At 47.7% G+C, this 20,585-nt stretch carries 18 protein-coding genes; 17 read left to right on the top strand and 1 reads right to left on the bottom strand.

The features are described 5' to 3' along the window. Positions 1–10 precede the first annotated feature (10 nt). The 4 genes from AC1S5B_RS28340 (at position 11) to AC1S5B_RS28325 (ending at position 4,032) form a co-directional block, all read left to right on the top strand. Positions 11–445, top strand: coding sequence for a hypothetical protein (locus AC1S5B_RS28340; RefSeq protein ID WP_482039001.1), 435 nt, complete (start codon positions 11–13; stop codon positions 443–445). Further along, positions 442–1,554 carry an ABC transporter permease gene (locus AC1S5B_RS28335; RefSeq protein WP_482039000.1) on the top strand — a complete coding sequence of 371 codons (1,113 nt, stop codon included), beginning with the start codon at positions 442–444 and terminating at the stop codon, positions 1,552–1,554. Before AC1S5B_RS28340 ends, AC1S5B_RS28335 begins: the two co-directional genes overlap by 4 nt. 2 nt (positions 1,555–1,556) lie before the next feature. Next, positions 1,557–2,681, top strand: coding sequence for an ABC transporter permease (locus AC1S5B_RS28330; protein WP_482038999.1), 1,125 nt, complete (start codon positions 1,557–1,559; stop codon positions 2,679–2,681). A gap of 70 nt (positions 2,682–2,751) precedes the next feature. Beyond that, positions 2,752–4,032 carry an HlyD family secretion protein gene (locus AC1S5B_RS28325; protein WP_482038998.1) on the top strand — a complete coding sequence of 427 codons (1,281 nt, stop codon included), beginning with the start codon at positions 2,752–2,754 and terminating at the stop codon, positions 4,030–4,032. 75 nt (positions 4,033–4,107) lie between these two features. Here the strand turns inward: AC1S5B_RS28325 and AC1S5B_RS28320 are convergent, their stop codons facing one another. Further along, a complete protein-coding gene (locus AC1S5B_RS28320) occupies positions 4,108–4,548 on the bottom strand; it encodes a Crp/Fnr family transcriptional regulator (protein ID WP_482038997.1) in 441 nt (146 codons plus the stop codon). A 354-nt stretch (positions 4,549–4,902) separates the two neighbouring features. Between AC1S5B_RS28320 and AC1S5B_RS28315 the strand changes: the two genes are divergently transcribed. The 13 genes from AC1S5B_RS28315 to AC1S5B_RS28255 all read left to right on the top strand — a co-directional run bounded on the left by AC1S5B_RS28315 (position 4,903) and on the right by AC1S5B_RS28255 (position 20,571). After that, complete coding sequence (locus AC1S5B_RS28315; RefSeq protein WP_482038996.1) at positions 4,903–7,530, top strand: cation-translocating P-type ATPase; 2,628 nt, start codon at positions 4,903–4,905, stop codon at positions 7,528–7,530. Positions 7,531–7,738: 208 nt separating this feature from the next. After that, the gene (locus AC1S5B_RS28310; protein ID WP_482038995.1) at positions 7,739–8,164 is read left to right on the top strand and encodes a hypothetical protein; all 426 of its coding nucleotides are present in this window, start codon (positions 7,739–7,741) and stop codon (positions 8,162–8,164) included. A 90-nt stretch (positions 8,165–8,254) separates the two neighbouring features. Beyond that, entirely contained in the window at positions 8,255–10,105 is a 1,851-nt protein-coding gene (locus AC1S5B_RS28305) for an alpha-amylase family glycosyl hydrolase (RefSeq protein WP_482038994.1), read from the top strand. 403 nt (positions 10,106–10,508) lie between these two features. Then, on the top strand, positions 10,509–11,192 hold the full coding sequence (locus tag AC1S5B_RS28300; RefSeq protein ID WP_482038993.1) for a BON domain-containing protein: 684 nt from the start codon (positions 10,509–10,511) through the stop codon (positions 11,190–11,192). A gap of 72 nt (positions 11,193–11,264) precedes the next feature. Further along, positions 11,265–11,618, top strand: coding sequence for a DUF5335 family protein (locus tag AC1S5B_RS28295; RefSeq protein WP_482038992.1), 354 nt, complete (start codon positions 11,265–11,267; stop codon positions 11,616–11,618). Positions 11,619–11,698: 80 nt separating this feature from the next. Continuing rightward, positions 11,699–13,264, top strand: coding sequence for a pyruvate kinase (locus tag AC1S5B_RS28290; RefSeq protein WP_482038991.1), 1,566 nt, complete (start codon positions 11,699–11,701; stop codon positions 13,262–13,264). 19 nt (positions 13,265–13,283) lie between these two features. Further along, positions 13,284–14,288: an NADP-dependent oxidoreductase gene (locus AC1S5B_RS28285; protein ID WP_482038990.1), complete on the top strand. Its 1,005-nt coding sequence runs from the start codon at positions 13,284–13,286 to the stop codon at positions 14,286–14,288. Positions 14,289–14,742: 454 nt separating this feature from the next. Then, positions 14,743–16,278, top strand: a complete 1,536-nt coding sequence (locus AC1S5B_RS28280; protein WP_482038989.1) for a phytoene desaturase family protein — start codon at positions 14,743–14,745, stop codon at positions 16,276–16,278. 61 nt (positions 16,279–16,339) lie between these two features. Then, entirely contained in the window at positions 16,340–17,578 is a 1,239-nt protein-coding gene (locus tag AC1S5B_RS28275) for an FAD-dependent oxidoreductase (protein WP_482038988.1), read from the top strand. A gap of 161 nt (positions 17,579–17,739) precedes the next feature. Beyond that, positions 17,740–18,165 (top strand): hypothetical protein, encoded by a 426-nt coding sequence (locus AC1S5B_RS28270; protein WP_482038987.1) that lies wholly within the window; start codon positions 17,740–17,742, stop codon positions 18,163–18,165. Positions 18,166–18,397: 232 nt separating this feature from the next. After that, positions 18,398–18,703 (top strand): PepSY domain-containing protein, encoded by a 306-nt coding sequence (locus AC1S5B_RS28265; RefSeq protein ID WP_482038986.1) that lies wholly within the window; start codon positions 18,398–18,400, stop codon positions 18,701–18,703. Between the two features lie 10 nt (positions 18,704–18,713). Further along, positions 18,714–19,838: a ferrochelatase gene (locus tag AC1S5B_RS28260; RefSeq protein WP_482038985.1), complete on the top strand. Its 1,125-nt coding sequence runs from the start codon at positions 18,714–18,716 to the stop codon at positions 19,836–19,838. A gap of 241 nt (positions 19,839–20,079) precedes the next feature. After that, positions 20,080–20,571, top strand: a complete 492-nt coding sequence (locus AC1S5B_RS28255) for a ZIP family metal transporter (RefSeq protein ID WP_482038984.1) — start codon at positions 20,080–20,082, stop codon at positions 20,569–20,571. Positions 20,572–20,585 lie beyond the last annotated feature (14 nt).

Raw genomic sequence — 20,585 nt, 5'->3', positions numbered from 1 at the left:
CCACAGAAATTTGACGCACGATCAGCAGTTTTGGCAACTTATTAACGATTTTGCCCGTAATGGTACCGCTATTCTCGTCACGACGCACTACATGAATGAGGCGGAACAGTGCAACCGGATGTGTTTTATGGTGGCGGGTCGCAAGGTGGCAGAGGGTTCGGCAAGCACCATTAAAGCGGCTCAGCCCGGTCAATTATTTGAGCTGCGTGTGGAACAATTGCAAGCCAGTTACGACCATTTGCGACAACACCTGGAACCCTGGCGCGTCTCTATTTTTGGCGATCGCCTCCACGTTGTGCTGGATGATCCCCAGCAGGAATTACCCCAGGTGCAATCGCTTTTAGAGCAAGCAAATTTACCGCTGAGTGAAACTCAACCCATCGCCTTCTCACTGGAAGATGCCTTTATTGGCGAAGTCCAACGAGCCGGAGGCGCACCCCCATGATGATCCGACGGATTCGCAATCAGTTTTTCAAAGAATTGCAACAGTTTCAGCGCGATCGCTTAGGTGTGGCGCTAGCATTCATTCTGCCCGTGATTGCCTTACTGATTATTGGCTTTGCAATTCGCCTGGAGGCAAAAAACATTCCTCTAGTAGTACGCGATTTGGATCAAACTACCCTGAGTCGCATCTATATGGAACGACTCTATGCCACCAATCTCTTTGTTCCGGCGGAGTGGCAAGGGGGACGCTTTCCAGATGCCCTCGATCGCGGTACGGCTCAAGTCCAAATTACCATTCCCGTGGGGTTTACAGCCGATGCAGCGGCAGGGAGAACGGGAATCGTGGAAGTGGTGATCGATGGTAGCGATACAATCAATGCTCGTGTGATCGACCTAGCTATCAAGGGAACAACACTGGCTGTTGTGCAAGAGCAGTTGGGAGAATTGTCTGAGACGTTGGGGATCGTGGCGCAGGTGCGTTTGTGGTTCAATCCAGGCAGGGAAGAATCCCTGTTCATTGTGCCGGGAAGTTACGGTGTCATCCTGGCAATCTTCCCACCGCTCTTGATTGCGATCGCCCTGGTGCGCGAAAAAGAACAGGGTACGATGCTGCAACTGTACGCCTCCAGCCTGAGCGCCTTGGAACTGCTGGTTGGCAAATCTCTGGCATACATTGTGGTTGGTTTAGGAGAAGCACTCCTGCTGTTTATTGTTGGTTTCGTGTGCTTTGGCGTGCGCTTCGTTGGTGATCCTTTACCTTTGTTCATTGGTACCCCGGTCTTTCTGTTGGCGGGTGTGCAGTTGGGGTTGATCATTGGCATTTTTACCACCACTCAAAGTGCGGCGGTGCAAGCGATCGGCACCATCAAAGTGTTAACCGCATTTCTCCTGGCAGGGTTTCTATTTCCGCTCAATAGTGTGCCGTTTCCCTTTTCAATTGCAGCGTATTTGGTGCCTGTGCGCTATTACATCGAACTGTGTCGGGATGTGTTTGTCCGTAGATCGGGGTGGTTTGGCACTTGGTCTTTAATTCTCGCCATGCTGATCCTGGGGTTGGCTGAGTTTGGTCTTGCCTGGTGGGGTATGCGTCGAATGCAAGTAGCGAGTTAACTATGCTGAATCGTCGTCTCCTGGCTCTCCTGATTAAAGAGTCCACCGAGTTGTTGCGAAATCGTCAACTGGTGATTTTTCTGACGATCGCACCCATCCTTTCGATGGTGATTTTTGGCTATGTCCTCAACTCTAATGTCTCCCACCTCCGGCTGGGGATTCTGGATCAAAATCAGGTGGCGCTCAGTTGCGAACTGGTCGATGCCTTCACGGCCAATCAGGTGTTTCTTGCTAAGAGCTACACCCATGACCAGCAAAAACTGACTCGGCAGATTGAACATGGGCAAGTCGATGCAGGTTTGATTATTCCCTCCACCTTCAGCCGCGATTTGTTGCAAACGGGCACAGCAGATGTTGCGGTGGCGATCGATGGCATTAATGCCTATAGTTCCGGTCTTGCCAAAGGGTATGTGGCTCAGATTGCCACTCAATTCAATCTCACGTTGTTAGAGCGCTATCAACCGCTATCCACGGGATTAGCCGTTCCCATTCAGGCACGAATCACCTTCCGCTACAATCCCGGTACGCTCGATAGCTGGTTCTTTGTCCCTGGTGTGATTGGTGCGATCCTGACGCTGAGTGCAATCCTGTCCGCCGCCGTGGAAGCGGTGCGAGAAAAGGATCAGGGAACCTTAGAGCAGCTCCTGATGACACCCGTCGCGTCTACAGCCATTCTCATTTCCAAAATTGTACCCATTTCTGGGTTGCTCACAGGTACGTTGCTGATGTGCTTTGCCGTTGCCTATGGGGTGTTTCAACTGCCCTTTCGCGGCAATCTGCTGTTGCTATTAATGTTCTCGATGCTCTATGTCCAAATTGGTGTGGCGATCGGACTGGCAATTTCCACGTTTTCTCAAAACAAATTGCAAACCATTTTGGTCGGCATCTTTTTAAACATCCCGATCATTTTATTGGGTGGTGCTGTTACTTCCGTGAACAGTATGCCCTTGCTCTTTCGTTGGATTGCCCAAATGAACCCGCTCTATCATTACCTGGTCATTCTGCGCGGCATTCTGCTCAAGGGCACTGGATTAGAAGTCTGGTGGCTGCACGCGATCGCCATGCTTTTGTTTGCGATCGCCACGCTGCTGGTGAGTGCCAATCGTTATCGCAGGCAACTGAGTTGAAGTCCATTCATTCTGTTCGTCATTTTCAAGCTCACACGTTTCAGACTCAACTTTAAGGATGCTACTACAGATGACTCAATTAATAACCACTCCTAAACCTGCCACAGAACCCCAACCGACCGAAGTCCCCCAGCCACCTGAACCGAAAGCCTCTTCTCGCCGTTGGCTATGGATTCTCGTTGGATCAGTGGCGATCGGTGGCGTTGGTATCGGCATCTGGTATGCGTTTTTCCGTCCTCAAAACACGCACCTTATTCCGTTCGGCGGACGCATCGAAGGCTATGAAACCGATGTCAGCACGAAAGGAGCGGGTCGTGTGAAAGTCGTCACGGTACGGGAAGGAGACACTGTGAACAAAGGACAGTTATTGGTACGACTGGACGATGATGAAGTACAGTCCGAAGTGGCAGCGGCTCAATCGCAGGTTGAGGCGGCTAAACAGCGGGAAGCAGCGGCTCGTCTCCAAATTTCGGTGCTGGAGAGTCAGGTGGCAGATGCACGGCTCAACCTCCAGCAATCTGAGGGCGATACGACGGGTAAGGTCGCAGAAGCCACCGCCCTGATTGCCACCGCCCAGGCTGTCCTCCAGCAGGATCAGGCACGGGTACAAGAAGCAAAAGCCTTGCTGGATCAGGCACAGGTCGATCGAGATCGCTTTGTGCATCTAGCCGATCTGGGTGCCGAAACGCAACAACGTGCTGACCTGGCACAAACCGCATTGGATACTGCCCAGGCGGCATTGCAAAGTCGTCAGGCAGCCGTAGAAGTTGCTCGTCGTGCGATCGCCATTGCTCAGGGGAAAGCTACCCAGGCACAAACCACCACGCTCAATCCCGATCGACAGGCAATGACTGTCAGCCGCTTGCAGGCACAGGTCAGTCAGGCAAAAGTCGCGCTGTTGGGAGCACAGGCAGATGTCAAAACAGCCGAGGCAAACCGACAACTCATCCAGAGCCGTTTGCGTAACTTGACAGTTAACAGCCCGATCACTGGAGTCGTGACAACCCGCAGCGTCGAACCAGGCACGGTCGTGTTGCCCAGCCGACCACTTCTACGTATCGTAGACCTGAGTCAGGTGTATCTGCGTGGGTTCATTCCAGGTGGACAAATCGCGCAAATTAGAGTCGGGCAAGCGACCAGAGTCTACCTCGACAATGACCCAGGTTATCAAAAGCCCTTTAAGGCAACGGTTGCAGCGATTGATGCCAAAGCCTCCTTTACGCCAGAAAATGTCTATTTCCAAAAAGACCGCGTAGAGCAAGTGTTTGGCGTGAAATTGAGGCTTGACCAACCCGGTGGTTTTGCTAAACCGGGGATGCCTGCGGATGCTGAGATCCTGTTGGCACCGTAAGGCGACAACAGGATTGTGTAGACCCAAATCTATTCAGGCAGCTTGTAAAAATAAGTTGATCACTTGAGCAGGACTTTATACCATGTGCCGCAAGCGATTTAGACGTTCTGAGTAACTTTTCATCACCTCTACAGCAAACATGGGTGTTTCCTGAACGCTAAAGAGGAATTCTTTCTCATTCAGGAAAACCAGTTTGCTGTCTACTTTGGCGATCGCTGTAGAAGTTCTATGCTTGACCCCTACAAGTACCCCAACATCAAAAACTTCACCTGTCTCAATAGTTTCTACAATCTTGCCATTGACTAATATATTGACCTCTCCTTCAAGAATGCCATACATTCTATCACCAGCCTGACCTTCTTCAAAGATGACTTGACCTGTAGAAAATCCTTTAGGATCAGGTTGCTTTTGAAAGATACTGACTGTTATCACAGGACTTAGCATTAGTGCAGCCTCAAAATTATTTGTTTTCAGCGAAATATTTAGAGCGGTAATAGACGATTTTAGAAAGGACACTATTTTCTGTTAACCAACCATAGCCGAATAGTGCTGAAACAAACGGGCTGACAACCTGCAACTTCTTGAAGAAGGCTCAGAACTGGGCACCCGCATTTGCTTGGTTTAGCGCCATTCAACTACAGCCTCACTTGTAACTGCAACATAAAACAACAAATGCTTTGTCTATCTTTGTAAGTAAATAAGTTCAATATTCTCTATTTCTTTGGAATGTTTTAGTGAAACTTATACAACTATTACCCCGCTGCAACACTAACTAAGACATGATTTTCAAGAGCAGGACATTATGCTGACTTACGTTCACAACTATTGTCACTCCAGGATGAACGACATAGCTGACATTGGAAAAACGAGATGATGAATCCATCTGTCAATTTCAATACCGAGACTGGCTTATCTGCAAAAGACGCAAACGGTCTGCCATCGGCGACTGCGATCGCGCACCTCAAGTATGATGGATACAATGAACTCCCATCTAGTCAATCGCGTAGTCTTTTAGCGATCGCTTGGGGCACGGTTCAAGATCCGATCTTTCTTTTGCTGGTCGGCGGTGGGGTGATTTATTGGCTTTTAGGCGACCTCCAGGAGAGCCTAATTTTGCTATGTTTCGTTTTATTCCTCATGGGGATCAGTCTCTACCAAGAAGGTAAAGCCGAACATGCCGTAGAAGCTTTGCGCGATCTGTCCAGTCCTCGTGCGTTGGTCATTCGAGACGGGCAGCGAACACGGATTGCGGGGCGAGAAGTCGTTCGAGAAGATATCGTAGTGCTGGTAGAGGGCGATCGCGTGCCTGCGGATGCGATCGTGCTGTCTTGCACCAATCTCTCAACCGATGAGTCATTGTTGACCGGGGAATCGCTACCCGTTCGCAAAGTTGCGGCGGTTGGCAAGGTAGAGATGGCGCGTCCGGGGGGCGATGATTTGCCATTTGTGTATTCTGGAACGTTGGTAGTGCAGGGACAGGGAATTGCTCAAGTGCAAGCGATCGGCGCTCAGACAGAAATGGGCAAGATTGGCAACGCCTTACAAAACGTGAAACCGGAGCTAACTCCCTTGCAACGGGAAATGAATCGCCTGGTAAGCCGTTTGTTTGGCATTGCCTTAGCTTTGTGTGTGGCGATCGTGGTGATTTATGGCTTCACCACAGGCGATTGGCTCAAAGGGGTTCTGGCAGGCATTACGTTAGCAATGGCAATTTTGCCGAATGAATTTCCGGTCGTCGTGACGATCTTTTTATCGTTGGGCGCGTGGCGCATTTCTCAGAACCATGTTTTGGCGCGACGCGCCTCAGCCGTTGAAACCGTGGGTGCTGCGACGGTTCTGTGTGTCGATAAAACTGGCACGCTGACCCTGAATCAAATGGCTGTGCAACAGCTACTCCCTTATAGTCCAGAAAATACTCAGTCTTATAATTTAGGACTACATCCACAAGAGCCGCTCCATGAAACCGTTCATGAATTAGTCGAGTTCTGCATTCTGGCGAGTCAGCGTGATCCGTTTGATCCGATGGAAAAAGCCTTTAAGCAATTGGGCGATCGCTATCTCGCGGATACCGAACATTTGCACAATGATTGGCAACTGCTGCGGGAATATCCACTGTCACCGCATCTATTGGCAATGTCTCACGTCTGGCAGTCAGCAGACGGGAAGCAGTATGCCATTGCGGCAAAAGGAGCACCGGAAGCGATCGCGGATCTCTGCCATTTCACGCCTCAACAACAGAAAATTATGGCGGCGCAAGTCAGTGAGATGGCGACTCAAGGATTGCGGGTGTTGGGTGTTGCCAAAGCGGCTCTTTCGGGTGCGCCGCCGCCATGGTTGCCAACCCATCCGTCGCTCGATCCCAAACATCTACCCGATCAACAACATGACTTTCCGTTTCAATTTCTCGGATTGGTGGGGCTATCTGATCCCGTGCGTCCAACCGTTGCGGCTGCGATTCAAGAATGTCATGCTGCTGGGATTCGAGTGGTGATGATTACGGGTGATTATCCAGAAACGGCTCAAACCATTGCCCGTCAGGTGGGATTGCTGCAAATGGGAGCCGTGATGACTGGAGCAGAATTGGATCGGATGAGTGATGCTGAACTCCAGCAGCGCATTCAAAGTACAAATATCTTTGCACGAGCCGTCCCCGAACAAAAATTGAGGATAGTTAACGCTTTAAAAGCTAAGGGCGAAGTCGTAGCAATGACTGGGGATGGGGTGAATGATGCTCCTGCGCTTAAAGCTGCCCAAATCGGGATTGCAATGGGGCAGCGAGGTACGGATGTTGCCCGTGAGTCTGCGGCGTTAGTGCTATTAGACGATGATTTTTCGTCGATCGTGCAAGCGGTCAAACTGGGACGGCGAATTTTTGATAATCTCCGTAGAGCAATGGCATATCTGATTGCGATTCATCTCCCGATCGCGGGGATGTCTTTGATCCCAGTGTTGTTTAAGTTGCCGTTAGTATTACTTCCCGTTCACATTGCCTTTCTACATTTGATCATTGATCCCGCCTGCTCGATCGTTTTAGAAGCCGAACCCGCAGAACCCAACGTGATGAAGCGTCCGCCCCGCAACCCTAAAGAACCCTTATTTGGCAGAAAAACGCTGCGCTTGGCAGTATTGCAGGGGAGCGGAATCTTGGTAATCGTACTTGTAATCTTTGCGATCGCCCTCTATCGCGGACAAGGCGAATTGGATGCCCGTGCGCTCACGTTTACGACGTTGATTTTGGCAAATTTAGGACTCATTTTGAGCGAAGGTTCGACCTCGCGCCTCAACCTAAAAATACTGAAATCTCCCAATCCTGCCCTTTGGTGGGTGATTGGCGGGGGGCTGTTTTTTCTGGCGATCGTGCTTTACGTGCCCTTCTTACGGCACTTGTTTAGCTTCTCGTTTCTGCATCCAATCGATCTGGCGATCTGTTTACTCGGTGGGGCGATTAGCTTACTCTGGTTTGAACTGTTGAAGCAAACTACAAAAACGCGATCGTAGTGAAAAGGTCGAAAATGATAGTTCTCGCGGAGGAGTTGCTGGTGGGACATTAAAAAATAAGGGAGAAAATAATAAATCCTCTTTTTGCTTACGTTTTGTCTCGTATTCAATCAATTCATACAAGAGATAGAACACTTGTCTGTCACGTTAGCAGTAAAAGTAGAGTTTTAACTCGACTTAATGAAATCAATTTATTAGAGGAATCATCATGAGCGCTGCAATCGACAACTTCACCAAGCAACTGCACGACAATTTAGAGGCGGTTGAAGATCGGGTAAAATCATTGAAGGAAAGCATCCAATCTGCACCGAAAAAAACTCAAGTTGAGATTCAATCAAAATTCGATGAAGCGAAGACAACCCTAGACGCTAAAAAGCAAGAATTTGATGAGTATCGGGCAAAGCTCAAAACTCAATTTGATGAAAAAGAATCTGAGGTGAAATCGAATGTTGAGGAGTGGAAAGCAAATCGCGAAGTCAAGAAACTAGAACATCGGGCAGACAACGCTGAAAGCTATGCCGATACAGCGATCTTCTTAGCGATGGCAACGATGGAAGAAGCTGAAAAAGCAACCTTAGAAGCGATCGCCGCCAGACGAGATGCCGAAGCCGCTGCGGGAACGCCAGCCAAGTAAGACGTGAAGATTGTTTCCGTATCAACAAAATTCAAAGCTACTCTCGTAGTTTTGAACTTTGTTGATTAATCAATTTTCTGTGGAGAGACTATGCCAACGAAGACCTTGAGCAATGCCAACTCAACAGCTCAATTTACACCTTATCCGAGCGTTCATTCCGGCATGGGCGCAAATCTGTTTGGCGATGAGTGTTCGTTTCGAGTGTGGGCACCGAATGCGATCGCGATTTCGGTTTGTATTTGGCACGACGACCAGATGTTTCAAGTTTCACTCGCGCCAGAACCCAGTAATCTTGGCTATTGGTCGGTTGATGTTGCAGGCGTTGTGGCAAATCAACCCTATCAGTTCTTGATTGAAAATAAAGGCGGCGATACGACCAATCCAGGCGGTACGGTTTCTCGTGTGGATGCCTATGCGCGGCAAGTTGAAAGTGCTGGAGATAACGCCAGAGGGATCATCGTCGATTGGCGGCAAGAGTGGTCTGAGTTTGCCACACCCAAATTTGATGATCTAATCATCTATCAGGCGCATGTGGGATCATTTGCCGGACTACACGATCAGCTTAACATTGCAACTTATGCGACGTTTGCAGACTTTCAGACGAAGCTGGGATACATTCGAGAACTTGGATTTAATGCACTGCAACTGTTGCCGATCGCCCAAGTGGATGGCGTGGATAATGAAGGCTATGGAACCACCAACCTGTTTGCACCTCATGATGGGTATGGCACTCCAGCAGATTTAAGATCGCTTGTGGATGCCGCACATCGTCATGGTCTCGCGGTGATTTTTGATGTCGTATATCATCATGCTTCGACCAGCCATAATCACTACTGGCAATACGATGGCAATACGACCGATGGCGGCGGCATTTATTTTGAAGATCTGTTTCACTATGAACCCTCACGCGATGAAGATGGACGGTCATTTGCTCATTGGAAATTGGAAGTCCAAAACTTTCTGCTCGACCACGCCCGGATGCTATTGCATGAATATCGTGGCGATGGCTTGCGGTTTGATATGGCGCATAGCCTGACGTGGGAGTGTACTCAGCATATTATTGCCGGACTCCGAGCAAATCCTGACTGGCGCGATAAGTATTTGATTGCAGAATGGACGGGTGATCAGCGCGATCTCTGGGGCAAAGTGATCCACGAATTAAGATTCGATGCGATTTGGGGCATGGCTGACCCGTTCGCCTATCGTCACGCCGCGAATGGAGAGAATGCGATCGACGAACTCAAGTCATTTGTCGGTTGGATGGGGTTTGATCATCCCTCGAACTTTATCCGCTATTTGCTCGGTTCGCATGATCAAATTGCGGATGCGAATAGCGGCAATCAACCCGAAAATCGCTATTTTGTTGAGCTATTGGGCGGGCGAAATAATTGGTATGCGCGAGCGAAAGCGCGACTTGGTTGGGTGTTAAATATAGCGATTCCTGGTACGCCAATGCTGTTTATGGGATCGGAATGTCACCACTGGGGCTACTGGTGGCCCAACCTCGATCAAAATCCAGTGACATCAGAACATCGACTTGACTGGGCGATTGCAGGAGATGAGATCGCTGCCCCCATGCGAAATCTGGTGAGGGATGCCAACTGGGTACGCTGGAATAATCCAGCTTTACGCAGTTCTACCTTGCAATTCATTCATGAAGACTATACGAACACGGTCTTAGCATTTAAACGCTGGCACGAGTGCGGCAATACTGTCGTGGTTGTGGTTAACCTCAGCGATCATCAATGGCAAAATTGCGATTACGGGATTCACATGGGTGGAGAAGCAGGTCAATGGGAAGAGATTTGCAATTCTCAAGCGCCTCAATACGACGGCTGGAATGATTCGGGAAACTATGGGTATGATCTTCGAGTGCAGGGAGACGGAAAGCTGTACATTAATCTCCCAAAATGGTCAATCTTGATATTTAGAAAGCAATAAGCCGACACTATGCGATCGCCCTCCGATTACTATGCAGCAGTATGTTGAGGAATCTCAGAAATTTTGGCATTAGTTAAGTTCTTACTATAACCTTCATAAAGATAGAGAGTATATCGCGCAACTTATGCCATCATCTTGTTGAATGCAGATGAAACCAAGTTGAGATTCATTTAAAACTCAATGAAGTGAAGACAAAAATAAGCGCTAAGAAACAAGAATTAGAAGAGTATTGGATAAACTTTAGAATTCAACTTTAGAGGCAAAAATCTGAGGCAAAGTCCAACGGCAGGTCATGAAAAACAATTTACAAAATATAAGATCAGCAAGGTTGAGAAATTCAGCAGTTGCTGAGTAGTAAGTTCATTGATCTGCTTATTTCAAATAACAACTAGCAAACAAAACTATGAAAACCACTATTGAAAAAACTGACATAGACCTAAAAAATGATGTGCTTTCTGAACTTAGATATGAGCCAAGCGTCAAGGTTACAGATATCGGTGTCTTGGTACAAGATGGCACGGTGACACTCAATGGCTACGCCACCAGCTATATGGAGAAAGGGGAAGCCGTGCGTGCCGCCAAACGAGTGGCTGGGGTGAAGGCGATCGCAGACGACATTGAAGTTAAGTTTCCGGATTCACTACACCGCACAGACGGAGACATTGCCGCCGCTGTCGCAAATCAAATTAACGGGTCGATGATCATTCCAACAGGAGCCATTGATGTAACCGTCCGTGAAGGCTGGATCACCCTAGGCGGCGAGTTGGAGTGGTGGTATCAAATGAACTTTGCCGAACAGATGGTGCAGCACTTGCCGGGTGTCAAAGGGGTGTCTAATTTAATATCAATCAAAACTAAATTGACAGTAACAGGAGTCGAAACGGACATTACAGCGGCGTTCAAACGCAATGCTGTAGTGGATGCCAGCAAAATTAAAGTGGAGATTCTCAAAAACAAAGTGATACTGCGTGGCGAAGCTCGGAATCATACCGAGCGAGAGGAAGCCGAACGAGTTGCCTGGGCTGCGCCGGGGGTGTCTTCAGTAGAGAATCATCTGACGGTGAAATGGCTTAGTTTCGCCGAGTAGCGCTAGATTTGCTGCTTTCAACGTGACTATTTCAGTATTCAGCTTTTTTACCAATTTTTTACAAGGAGTCTTATGGTAAGTAAAATCGATATCAACAAATCTGTACCGCGTGAGCACTGGGGCGAGTTCTTTGATCAATTTTCAGATGGGAATCGGGGACGGCATATTTCGATCGAAATGATGAGTGCAGAACTCGGTGATGAAGAACTGATTCAGAACGCGCCTTTGATGGCAATGGTTTACGATCGCCCCGGCAAGGGAGATGATTTGGTGATTGAAGTGGGTAAAGAGCAAGTGACCTACGCGCATACGATCGATTCACCCACTGAAGTTTTAACGGGACAGAACTCAAACGGTCAGATCATCGCGATTTGTATCAGTGACGCTGCCGGAACAAAAACATTGATCAAGCTACCAGCAAGTTGAGCTATAGCAACAGACTCTCGTCAGACTGCTCAGTGAACATCTGACTAGCCTAAAAAGGCATAAATTCAGGAGTTTTTCCGATGGTTAGTCAAATTTCAAAAAGTAGCATTAAACTACCTGATCTATCCAGCCCACAGGGTTTGCTATCGACTCTAAAAGAACTGCGCCAGACCGTTCAAAGCGAAGGGCAAGCGACTTTTGATCAGTGGAAATCGCCCATTCAACGAACTGAGTTTCTGTCTAGCGCTTTGAATTTAGCAGAGTATCTCGCTTTGCGTCGGCATGATCTCCGTGCCCTGCAAGCGGCATTGATGCCGTGGGGTTTATCTTCACTCGGACGAATTGAAGCACGAGTAATGCCCAATCTTGATGCTGTCATTGCCACTCTGGAAGTCATTTGTGGCTCACAGTCTGCTCAACACCTCAACCGTCCCCCGATTGAGTTCTTTTTTGAGGGCGATCGCTTACTCCAACAAAACACAGAAGAACTGTTTGGTCAGTCTCCGTCTCAGCGTCGAGTCAGAATTATGATCACGCTAGCGACAGAAGCCGCGACTGACTATGAGATGGTGCGGGAAATGATTCAGCGCGGGGCAACTTGTATGCGAATTAACTGTGCCCACGATACGACCGAACTTTGGCAGTGCATGATCGACCATATCCGTCGAGCGGAACAGGAAACAGGAACGCCTTGTAAGATCCTGATGGACTTAGCGGGTCTCAAAATCCGCACCGCATCGGTGCTGGCACCCCATCATAAAAAACGGGTGTTTAAAGGAGATCAGATCCTGCTGTCGCGCTCTGAGCCTCAACTCGACAGTGAAGCAGAGTCAGGCGAGTCTATTCCATCATCGGTAGACCAGTTTCAAATTGGCTGTACCGTTCCCGAAATTCTCGATTTATTGGCGGTTGATACCCCTGTCTATATCGATGATGGCAAGATTCAGACTCGCGTGGTTGATCCTCGCTACCCCATGCCCGATGAACAACCGGGGATTTTGCTAGAAGTGACTCATGCCAGCCCTAAAGGGGTCAAACTGCGACCTGAAAAGGGATTGAATTTCCCCAATACAGTCTTGCCGCTCAGTCCGCTGACTGAAAAAGATCTATCTGATCTGGATTTTGTCGCGACTCATGCCGATATGATTGGCTACTCTTTTGTCCAACGACCTGCCGATATCGAGTTACTTCAACACGAGTTAGACAAGCGCTGTGGAGAACGCCCAACCCGTCCGGCGATCGTTGCCAAGATTGAAACCGCGATCGCCGTTGCCAATCTGCCAGAACTGATCATCTATGCAGCAGGTAAACAAGCATTTGGCGTGATGATTGCCAGAGGCGATTTGGCGGTTGAGATTGGCTACCCACGTTTAACCGAGATCCAGGAAGAGATTCTCTGGATTTGCGAAGCGGCTCATGTTCCGGTGATCTGGGCAACTCAAGTGTTAGAGAGTTTGGTCAAAAATGGCGCACCTTCGCGGGGAGAGATGACTGATGCCGCCATGGCTGAACGTGCTGAGTGTGTGATGTTGAACAAAGGACCCTTCGTTACGGAAGCGATCGCCGTTCTAGATGATGTTCTAACTCGCATGGAAGCTCATCAATTGAAAAAAACGCCCCAGTTACGGGCACTTCATTCATGGTAATTCTAATGAGGAAAAAATTATGACAGGTATGATGAGCCGCGAGATTCGGCTGACCGGCCGCCCCAGTGGAATTCCCACCGCAGATAACTTTACCTTGGCGCAGACTGAACTGGAGACGCTTCAAGATGGGCAGGTGTTGGTTCGCAATCTCTACATGTCGGTAGATCCCTACATGCGCGGTCGGATGAACGAGGGAAAATCCTATGTTCCACCCTTTGAGTTAAGCAAACCGCTTGAGGGCGGTGCAGTGGGCGAGGTCATTGAGTCGCGCACCCAAGAATTGCAGCCGGGTGATGTCGTCACCTCTAACCTTGGCTGGCGAGAATACTTCATGGCATCGCCAAAAGAGTTGCATCGGGTTAGCCACGAGGTTCAACCACTTTCGGTTTACCTCGGTGCCCTGGGCATGACGGGTATGACGGCTTGGGTCGGATTGAATTTGGTCGAGGTCAAAGCTGGCGATGTCATTTTTATTTCGGGAGCCGCTGGCGCAGTAGGAAATGTGGCTGGGCAATTGGCGAAATTGCGCGGGTGCCGGGTCATCGGGGCAGCCGGTTCACCTGAGAAGGTCAAGTTTCTGCAGGAAGAATGTGGATTCGATATCGCTTTTAATTACAAGGTTGCCCCGGTTCTCGAACAACTGAATCAAGAGGTGCCGGACGGAATTGATGTTTATTTTGATAATGTGGGCGGCGAAACGCTCGAAGCGGCACTCTCGGCATTACGGGTGCATGGGCGAATCATCGCGTGTGGCGGCATCTCTGGTTATAACGAAGCAAAACCGCAGCCCGGACCTACCAATCTATTCAACATGATTACCAAACGCTTGACGATGAAAGGGCTGATCGTTCGCGATTGGCTCGATCGCCAGAGCGAGTTTGAACAGGAAGTGGGCGGCTATTTCCGAGACGGCAAACTGAAGAATAAAGAAACAATGGTAGTAGGAATCGACCAAGCGGTGGGGGCGTTCATCGGTCTGTTCGAGGGGAAAAATATTGGCAAGATGGTGGTGAAGTTGAAGTAGGCGGCGATCGCTAACTACATACATCTTAGCTAAGGCAAATTTGAACAGGAAGTATCTGGCTATTTCCGATCCGCACACCCTGCATACTGACTAGGGTAGCGGCTAGCCGTGAGTTTCATGATTGGCAGTAACATATCTACAACGATTGCCTAGTTTCTTCATGAACTGTTGTGGATACGTTTAAAATAGAGAATTGATGGAAAGACAAAAGTTACTCCAAATAAGTGACCTAAGCAATAGATATAGGGTTGATTTTGGTAACAGCCGCATCCAAATATTGAGTCCCATCCCGTCTGTTTACTTTACATTTTCACTGCTCTGAGACTAGATGCTTAGCGATGGCGACTAAACTTTATCACTGATATTCAACAACTGATATTCAGTAGAAGTTCTACCAAGTTAACCCGTACGATCGCAATCCTGTAAAAATATTTAGTGTTCGAGGCATCGTTTTATGAAACCAGATTACCTGATTGTCGGCAGTGGCTTATCAGCCTTGACCTTTGGGGCTTTGATGGCAAACTCTGGTAAAGTCGTGCAAATCCTCGAAGCCCATGAGCATCCGGGGGGCTTTGGTCATACGTTTACGATGGCTAAAAAGTATACGTTTAATGCTCAATTTCACTATGTTTGGGATTGCGGTGAAGGACAAACCGTCAATCGGGTACTCAAAAAACTAGGGTTAGATCAAGAAGTAACCTTTGAGCGGTATGACCCAGATGGCTTTGACCACATGAGAATGCCGGAACACTCGTTGGATATTCCGTCGAAGCCAGAAAAGCTAATCCAGCGATTATCTACTCTGTTTCCTGCTCATGGCGATCGCATTAGCCAATTTGTGAATGAAGTCGAGAAAACTGGCGCAGGCTTGAAAATACTGGCTCCACCGATCGCTCCGATGGAACTACTCAAACATCCGAATGAAGTATTCTGTACCGTCCAATATCTCAGCAGTACACTTCAAGAGGTCTTTGATAAGTTTCAGCTACCTCAAGCCGCCCAAACTCTACTAGCCCTACAGTGGCTTGATTTTTTGCTGCCACCTAATCAACTCTCGTTTTATGCCTGGGTTGCATTGTTCCGGGGCTATCAAGCGGGCGCATTTTACCCAACTCAGCATTTTGAGCAGGTGATCAATTCATTCGTCAAGGTGATCGAGTCGAACGGAGGGCAAGTGCTGCTTAATCACGAAGTCACAAATTTTAGAGTTACAGACAAAACGGTTACAGGAGTTGAGGCAATGGATCTCACCACCCATCAAACCGCTGAATTTACGGGTGATACTGTGATTTGCAACATTGATCCTCAAAGAGCCGCCAAAATGATTGGGGAGGAAAAGTTCTCCAAAACTGTCCGCCGAAAACTCAACTATGAATATTCGGCATCTAACTACATGGCATATTGTGTCGTTAAAGATATCGACCTCCAAAACTATGGCTTTGGCAAGTGGAATCTATTTCATACCGGGCATCACGATCTGAATGAAGCCTTCGCGCAGATGCACGATCGCAACGACTTTTCTAATCCGAGTTTTGCCATCACAACGCCTACATTACTAACAGAGTCGAGTCGAGATTGTCCAGAAGACTGTCAAATTGTCGAATTCCTCACGGTTGCCAACTATGACTACTTTAAGCAATTGCGAGAGAGCGATCGCAAAGCTTACAACCAGAAAAAGCAAGAGATCTTAGATTCCATCCTCGATGTTGTGGAAGCACACTATGTCCCGAACTTCAGACAACACATGGTCTTCCATATCACGGGCAGCCCAACCACCAATGAACGCTTTTGCTGGTGCCCTAATGGGAACTCCTACGGCTCCATTCTGACCCCGCGCAACATGGGTTTGGGGCGACTCAATCATGAAACGTCCCTCAACAAGTTCTATTTTTGTAATGCTTCATCGGGCTATCCCGGCTTTGCTCCTACCATTTGGACAGGCGCATTACTCTATCAACGATTGTCCGGCGATGTGATTTTAGGCGGCTAACCAGGCGGCGGTACGCATCCGCAGGAATCGCCCATTATCTACTTTATCTGAGAGGTGAACTATGAGAATCGCTGTGATTGGAGGTGGAGCTAGTGGCATGGTCACAGCCTATCTGCTCGATAAGCAGGGTCATCAAGTGACGGTGTTTGAGCGGCAACCGATCTTAGGGGGACATATTCGGACACTCAACAAAAATATCAAGCCAAACCACTCTGATTGCAATGAAATTTTGGAAAATGGAGTACTCGAATTTCCGACTGTGTTTCATCACTTCATCGCGCTCATGCAAGAGCTAGAAGTAGAACTAGAACCCGTCAATATGGGTTCAGCGATGTTTTTTCAAGATGGCAGCCACCTTCTATCGGGAGTCACGATTCAGAAAAACTTTGCAGGCATTCGCCGTCTGATTGAATATTTACGCCTTGATATCCTCTATGCTCGTTCCATTGGATTATGGCTCAGAACGCGATCTGCTGAGCCGCAAGATTTCTACAATCAGCCTTTGTCGCAATATCTAAAGCGCCCCTGTACTCGCAATACCTGGCTAAAATTGCTGGTCATGTATAGCTATTCAATGCCGTTAGAACTGATTGATGATTTTCCGGCAGAATTGGCGATGCCTGTCCTATGCAACGATGTTGCAGTCAACTGGGTTAGGGTTAAAGGCGGTGTATATTCTTACATTGAAAAAATCTTAGTAAGATTCACGGGTGAGGTTTTGCTGAATGTAGAAATTGATCGGATTTTCAGGAGCTTGGATGCGGTCAAAATTGTGCAAACGACGGGTGAAATTCAGGAATTCGATACCGTTGTTTTTGCCACGCCACCTGACCAAGTGATGGCGCTGTTAGCCGATCCGACAGATGCCGAAATCAGACGGTTTTCTGCTTGGAAAGCCAATTACGCAACCACCTTACTTCATACCGATGATTCCATCTACACCCGCTATGGCATTCAAAAACCCTCAGAGTTTGATTTCTTTCAGACAGAGAAACACTGGGGATATAATAGCTACCTGAATCAGATTTGTGATATTTCATCGTCACAGCATTATTTTCTATCGTTTCAACTAGAGGATTTGGTTGCGCGCGATAGCGAAGCGCTGCTACCAGAAGATTGCATCATTCACGTTCAGGAACATCACACCCCGCTGTATACTACTGAGGCTTTTCGATATCGAGACGAAGTAGTTACCACGAACGGCGAGAATCACACTTACCATGCCGGAGCCTATCTGGGTGATGGCTTGCATGAAGGAGCGATCGCTTCCGCCTTTCGAGTCGCACAACTGATTGGTTAAGCCTTGATTCCACATCCTCAATCAAAGAAAAAGATAGTTGCTTACGTTTTGTCTCGTATTCAATCAATTCACTCAAGAAATAGAACACTCGCCTGTCATGTTGGTAGTGGAAGTAGAGTTCTAATTCGACTCAATAAAATCAACATACTAGAGGAATTATCATGAGTACTGCAATCGACAACTTCACTAAACAACTACATGACAATTTAGAAGCAATTGAAGGTCGGGCGAAATCGCTGAAGGAGAGCATTCAATCGGCACCGAAAAAAACTCAAGTTGAGATTCAATCAAAATTCGACGAAGCTAAAACACAGCTAGATGCAAAGAAACAAGAATTTGACGAGTACCGAGCAAAGCTCAAAACTCAATTTGATGAAAAAGAATCTGAGATGAAATCGCATGTTGAGGAGTGGAAAGCAAATCGCGAAGTCAAGAAACTTAAACATCGGGCAGACAACACTGAAAGCTATGCCGATACAGCGATCTTCTTAGCGATGGCAACGATGGAAGAAGCTGAAAAAGCAACCTTAGAAGCGATCGCCGCCAGACGAGATGCCGAAGTTGCTGGGGACACTACAACGAAGTAAGACGCTCTAGATCGCCACACTGAAGCGGACAAGGTGTGGTGATAGGTACTTATGATCAGCAGAATAGGGAAGGTACAGCGATCTGGGTTTTAAAGATAGCCCAAAAACCATTGTAGAAGCGCACTATATCCATGAAAGTGGTGCTAGAAAAATGCCGTGGTTAAAGTTCATCTACACTGCAATAAGATAAAATCCGCTGCACCTCTTGAACCACATATCAAGGAAATCATTGGTGACTACCTCTAAAAAACGCAGTTATTTTCAAAATATTCGCCATCTTCACCGCACACTGGCTCCCATTATGGTGTTACCTCTATTGCTAACAGCCATTACAGGAACGATTTACCAGATCGTTGATTTGGCAGGCAAGGGAGATACCTTTGATTGGTTATTAGATTGGCACAAGGGACATTTCGGAGTCCTGAATCTAGAAGTCATTTATCCCTTCCTGAATGCTCTTGGCTTATTCATATTAATTCTTACTGGAATTTCTATGTGGCTTCGTTCACAGGGCACTTCTAAAAGTAATCTACATTAGGCTCAACGCAATGATTGGTGATCCACCTCAGGTGATACAGCCCGTCGCGCTATACAACGACGATGCAGTAAAGCCAACGCTGCGCGATCGTGTTGCAGTGTTGCTTACAGGATATGGTGAAGTGCAATCTTACCGGGATCTGAGTCGTTATAACCAAGCTGCAACGAAGTACATTGCGGCTCAGTTCGTGCCGATTCCAGACTGGCTCTATCCTCTTGCTGGTAGGCTGCTTGCCCTTCAAGATTTGTACAATTTTGGAGTCAAACATCATCATTTCATGTCGCCCGAAAATGAGATTTTTGAGAAACAACGTCTAGGAATCGAGGCACAGTTACAAGATCGCTGGGGAAAGCAGGTGCAGGTGTTCAAAGGCTTTTATTTCTGTCAACCCTTTGTGCAACAAGTGGTATCCGATATTATCCAGCAAGGCTTCCAAAATTTGCTGATCTATCCTTTACTCGTGGTCGATTCTGCATTCACAGGCAAAATCGCTGTAGAGCAGGTCAATGAAGTAATTGCAGCAACCCGATCCCATAATGATGCTGAACATTCGACCTTCAAAGCACTTCGATATATTCCAGCTTTTGCGACTGAGCCTACCTACGTTGATTTGATGGTGCGTCAGATTAAGGAAACTCTAAATCAATCACTCGCAAGCCGCTTCTTTGAGTGGCAGATTGGCATTGTCTTAACGGTTCACGGTGGTCCGGAAAAAGCGCAAGGACTATTAACTGGGGTAATTGATGGACAAGCCCTTTACGATCGCGTTCAAGCGCAATTGCAGCATCAGTATCCATTAATTTCGATCGGTTGGGTGAATCACGATACACCGTTCATCCAATGGTCACAGCCCAATCTGAAACAGGCAGCGAAAAACTTAATCAAAGCAGGTGCCCAAGCCATTCTGTTTAAGCCGATTGGATGGGTAACAGAGAATTATGAAACCATTCTTGATGTGGAGGATGCGATTAAATCTTTGCAGCATCAGTATCCAATGGTGACCTACACACGGCTCGATTGTGCCAATGATGATCCTGATTTTCTGAAAATAGCAGCAGAGTGGGCAAACCCTCACATTGAAGCAATGCTCTCCGTACCGCAACACAATGAGCGTGTTCAAACCAGCGGAGTCTGATTATGCAGGTTTTTTTGTTTGCTCTAATCCTGTCCGCTCTCCCTGTTATTAGTAACTTCATTGGAGCAATGATTGCCGAAACCTTACCGTTATCAAAACAAACATTAGGACTTGCATTGCACGCTACTGCTGGCGTATTGCTGGCGATAGTAGGCACTGAACTGATCCCTAGGGTCCTGATTGCTAAACCCGTCTGGACAACGATTCTAGCGTTGTTTTGGGGGGAGCTTTTTTTGTGTGGGTGAATCAGCTTCTCAACTTAAGCAAGAATCGATTGCGTGGCATTAATCTCGATACTGTGAGTTGGGCGATTTTTCTGAGCATTGCGATCGACTTATTTGGCGATGGATTAATGATTGGCACCAGCTTGACAATCTCGCCTCGTCTAGGAGTTGTGCTGGCATCGGCAAGAGTTGTGGCTCATATTCCAGAAGGCTTTGTGACCAATGCAGCGTTTAAGAGTCAAAAGATACCGCGAACAAAGCGATTTCTACTACTTGCTGCATTTATTATCCCTGTTTGGCTGGGCGCAACACTGGGCTATTGGGGGTTGCGCGGACAATCTGATCTTCTCAAGCTAGTTGTGCTTGCCTTTACAACAGGCACTTTGATTGTGGCGATCGTGGAAGAAATTCTGCCTGAAGCGCATCAAACTCAAGATACCAACGGGTCTACCTTAATGTTTATCGGGAGTTTTGCGCTTTCAATGCTGTTTTCGTCGTATCTGGAATAGCTTTTTCACAAAAC

The sequence above is a fragment of the Leptolyngbya sp. CALU 1928 genome (assembly GCF_056784215.1).
Note: the sequence above shows the minus strand (reverse complement) of the source record. Positions and strands in the feature narration are given on the sequence as shown.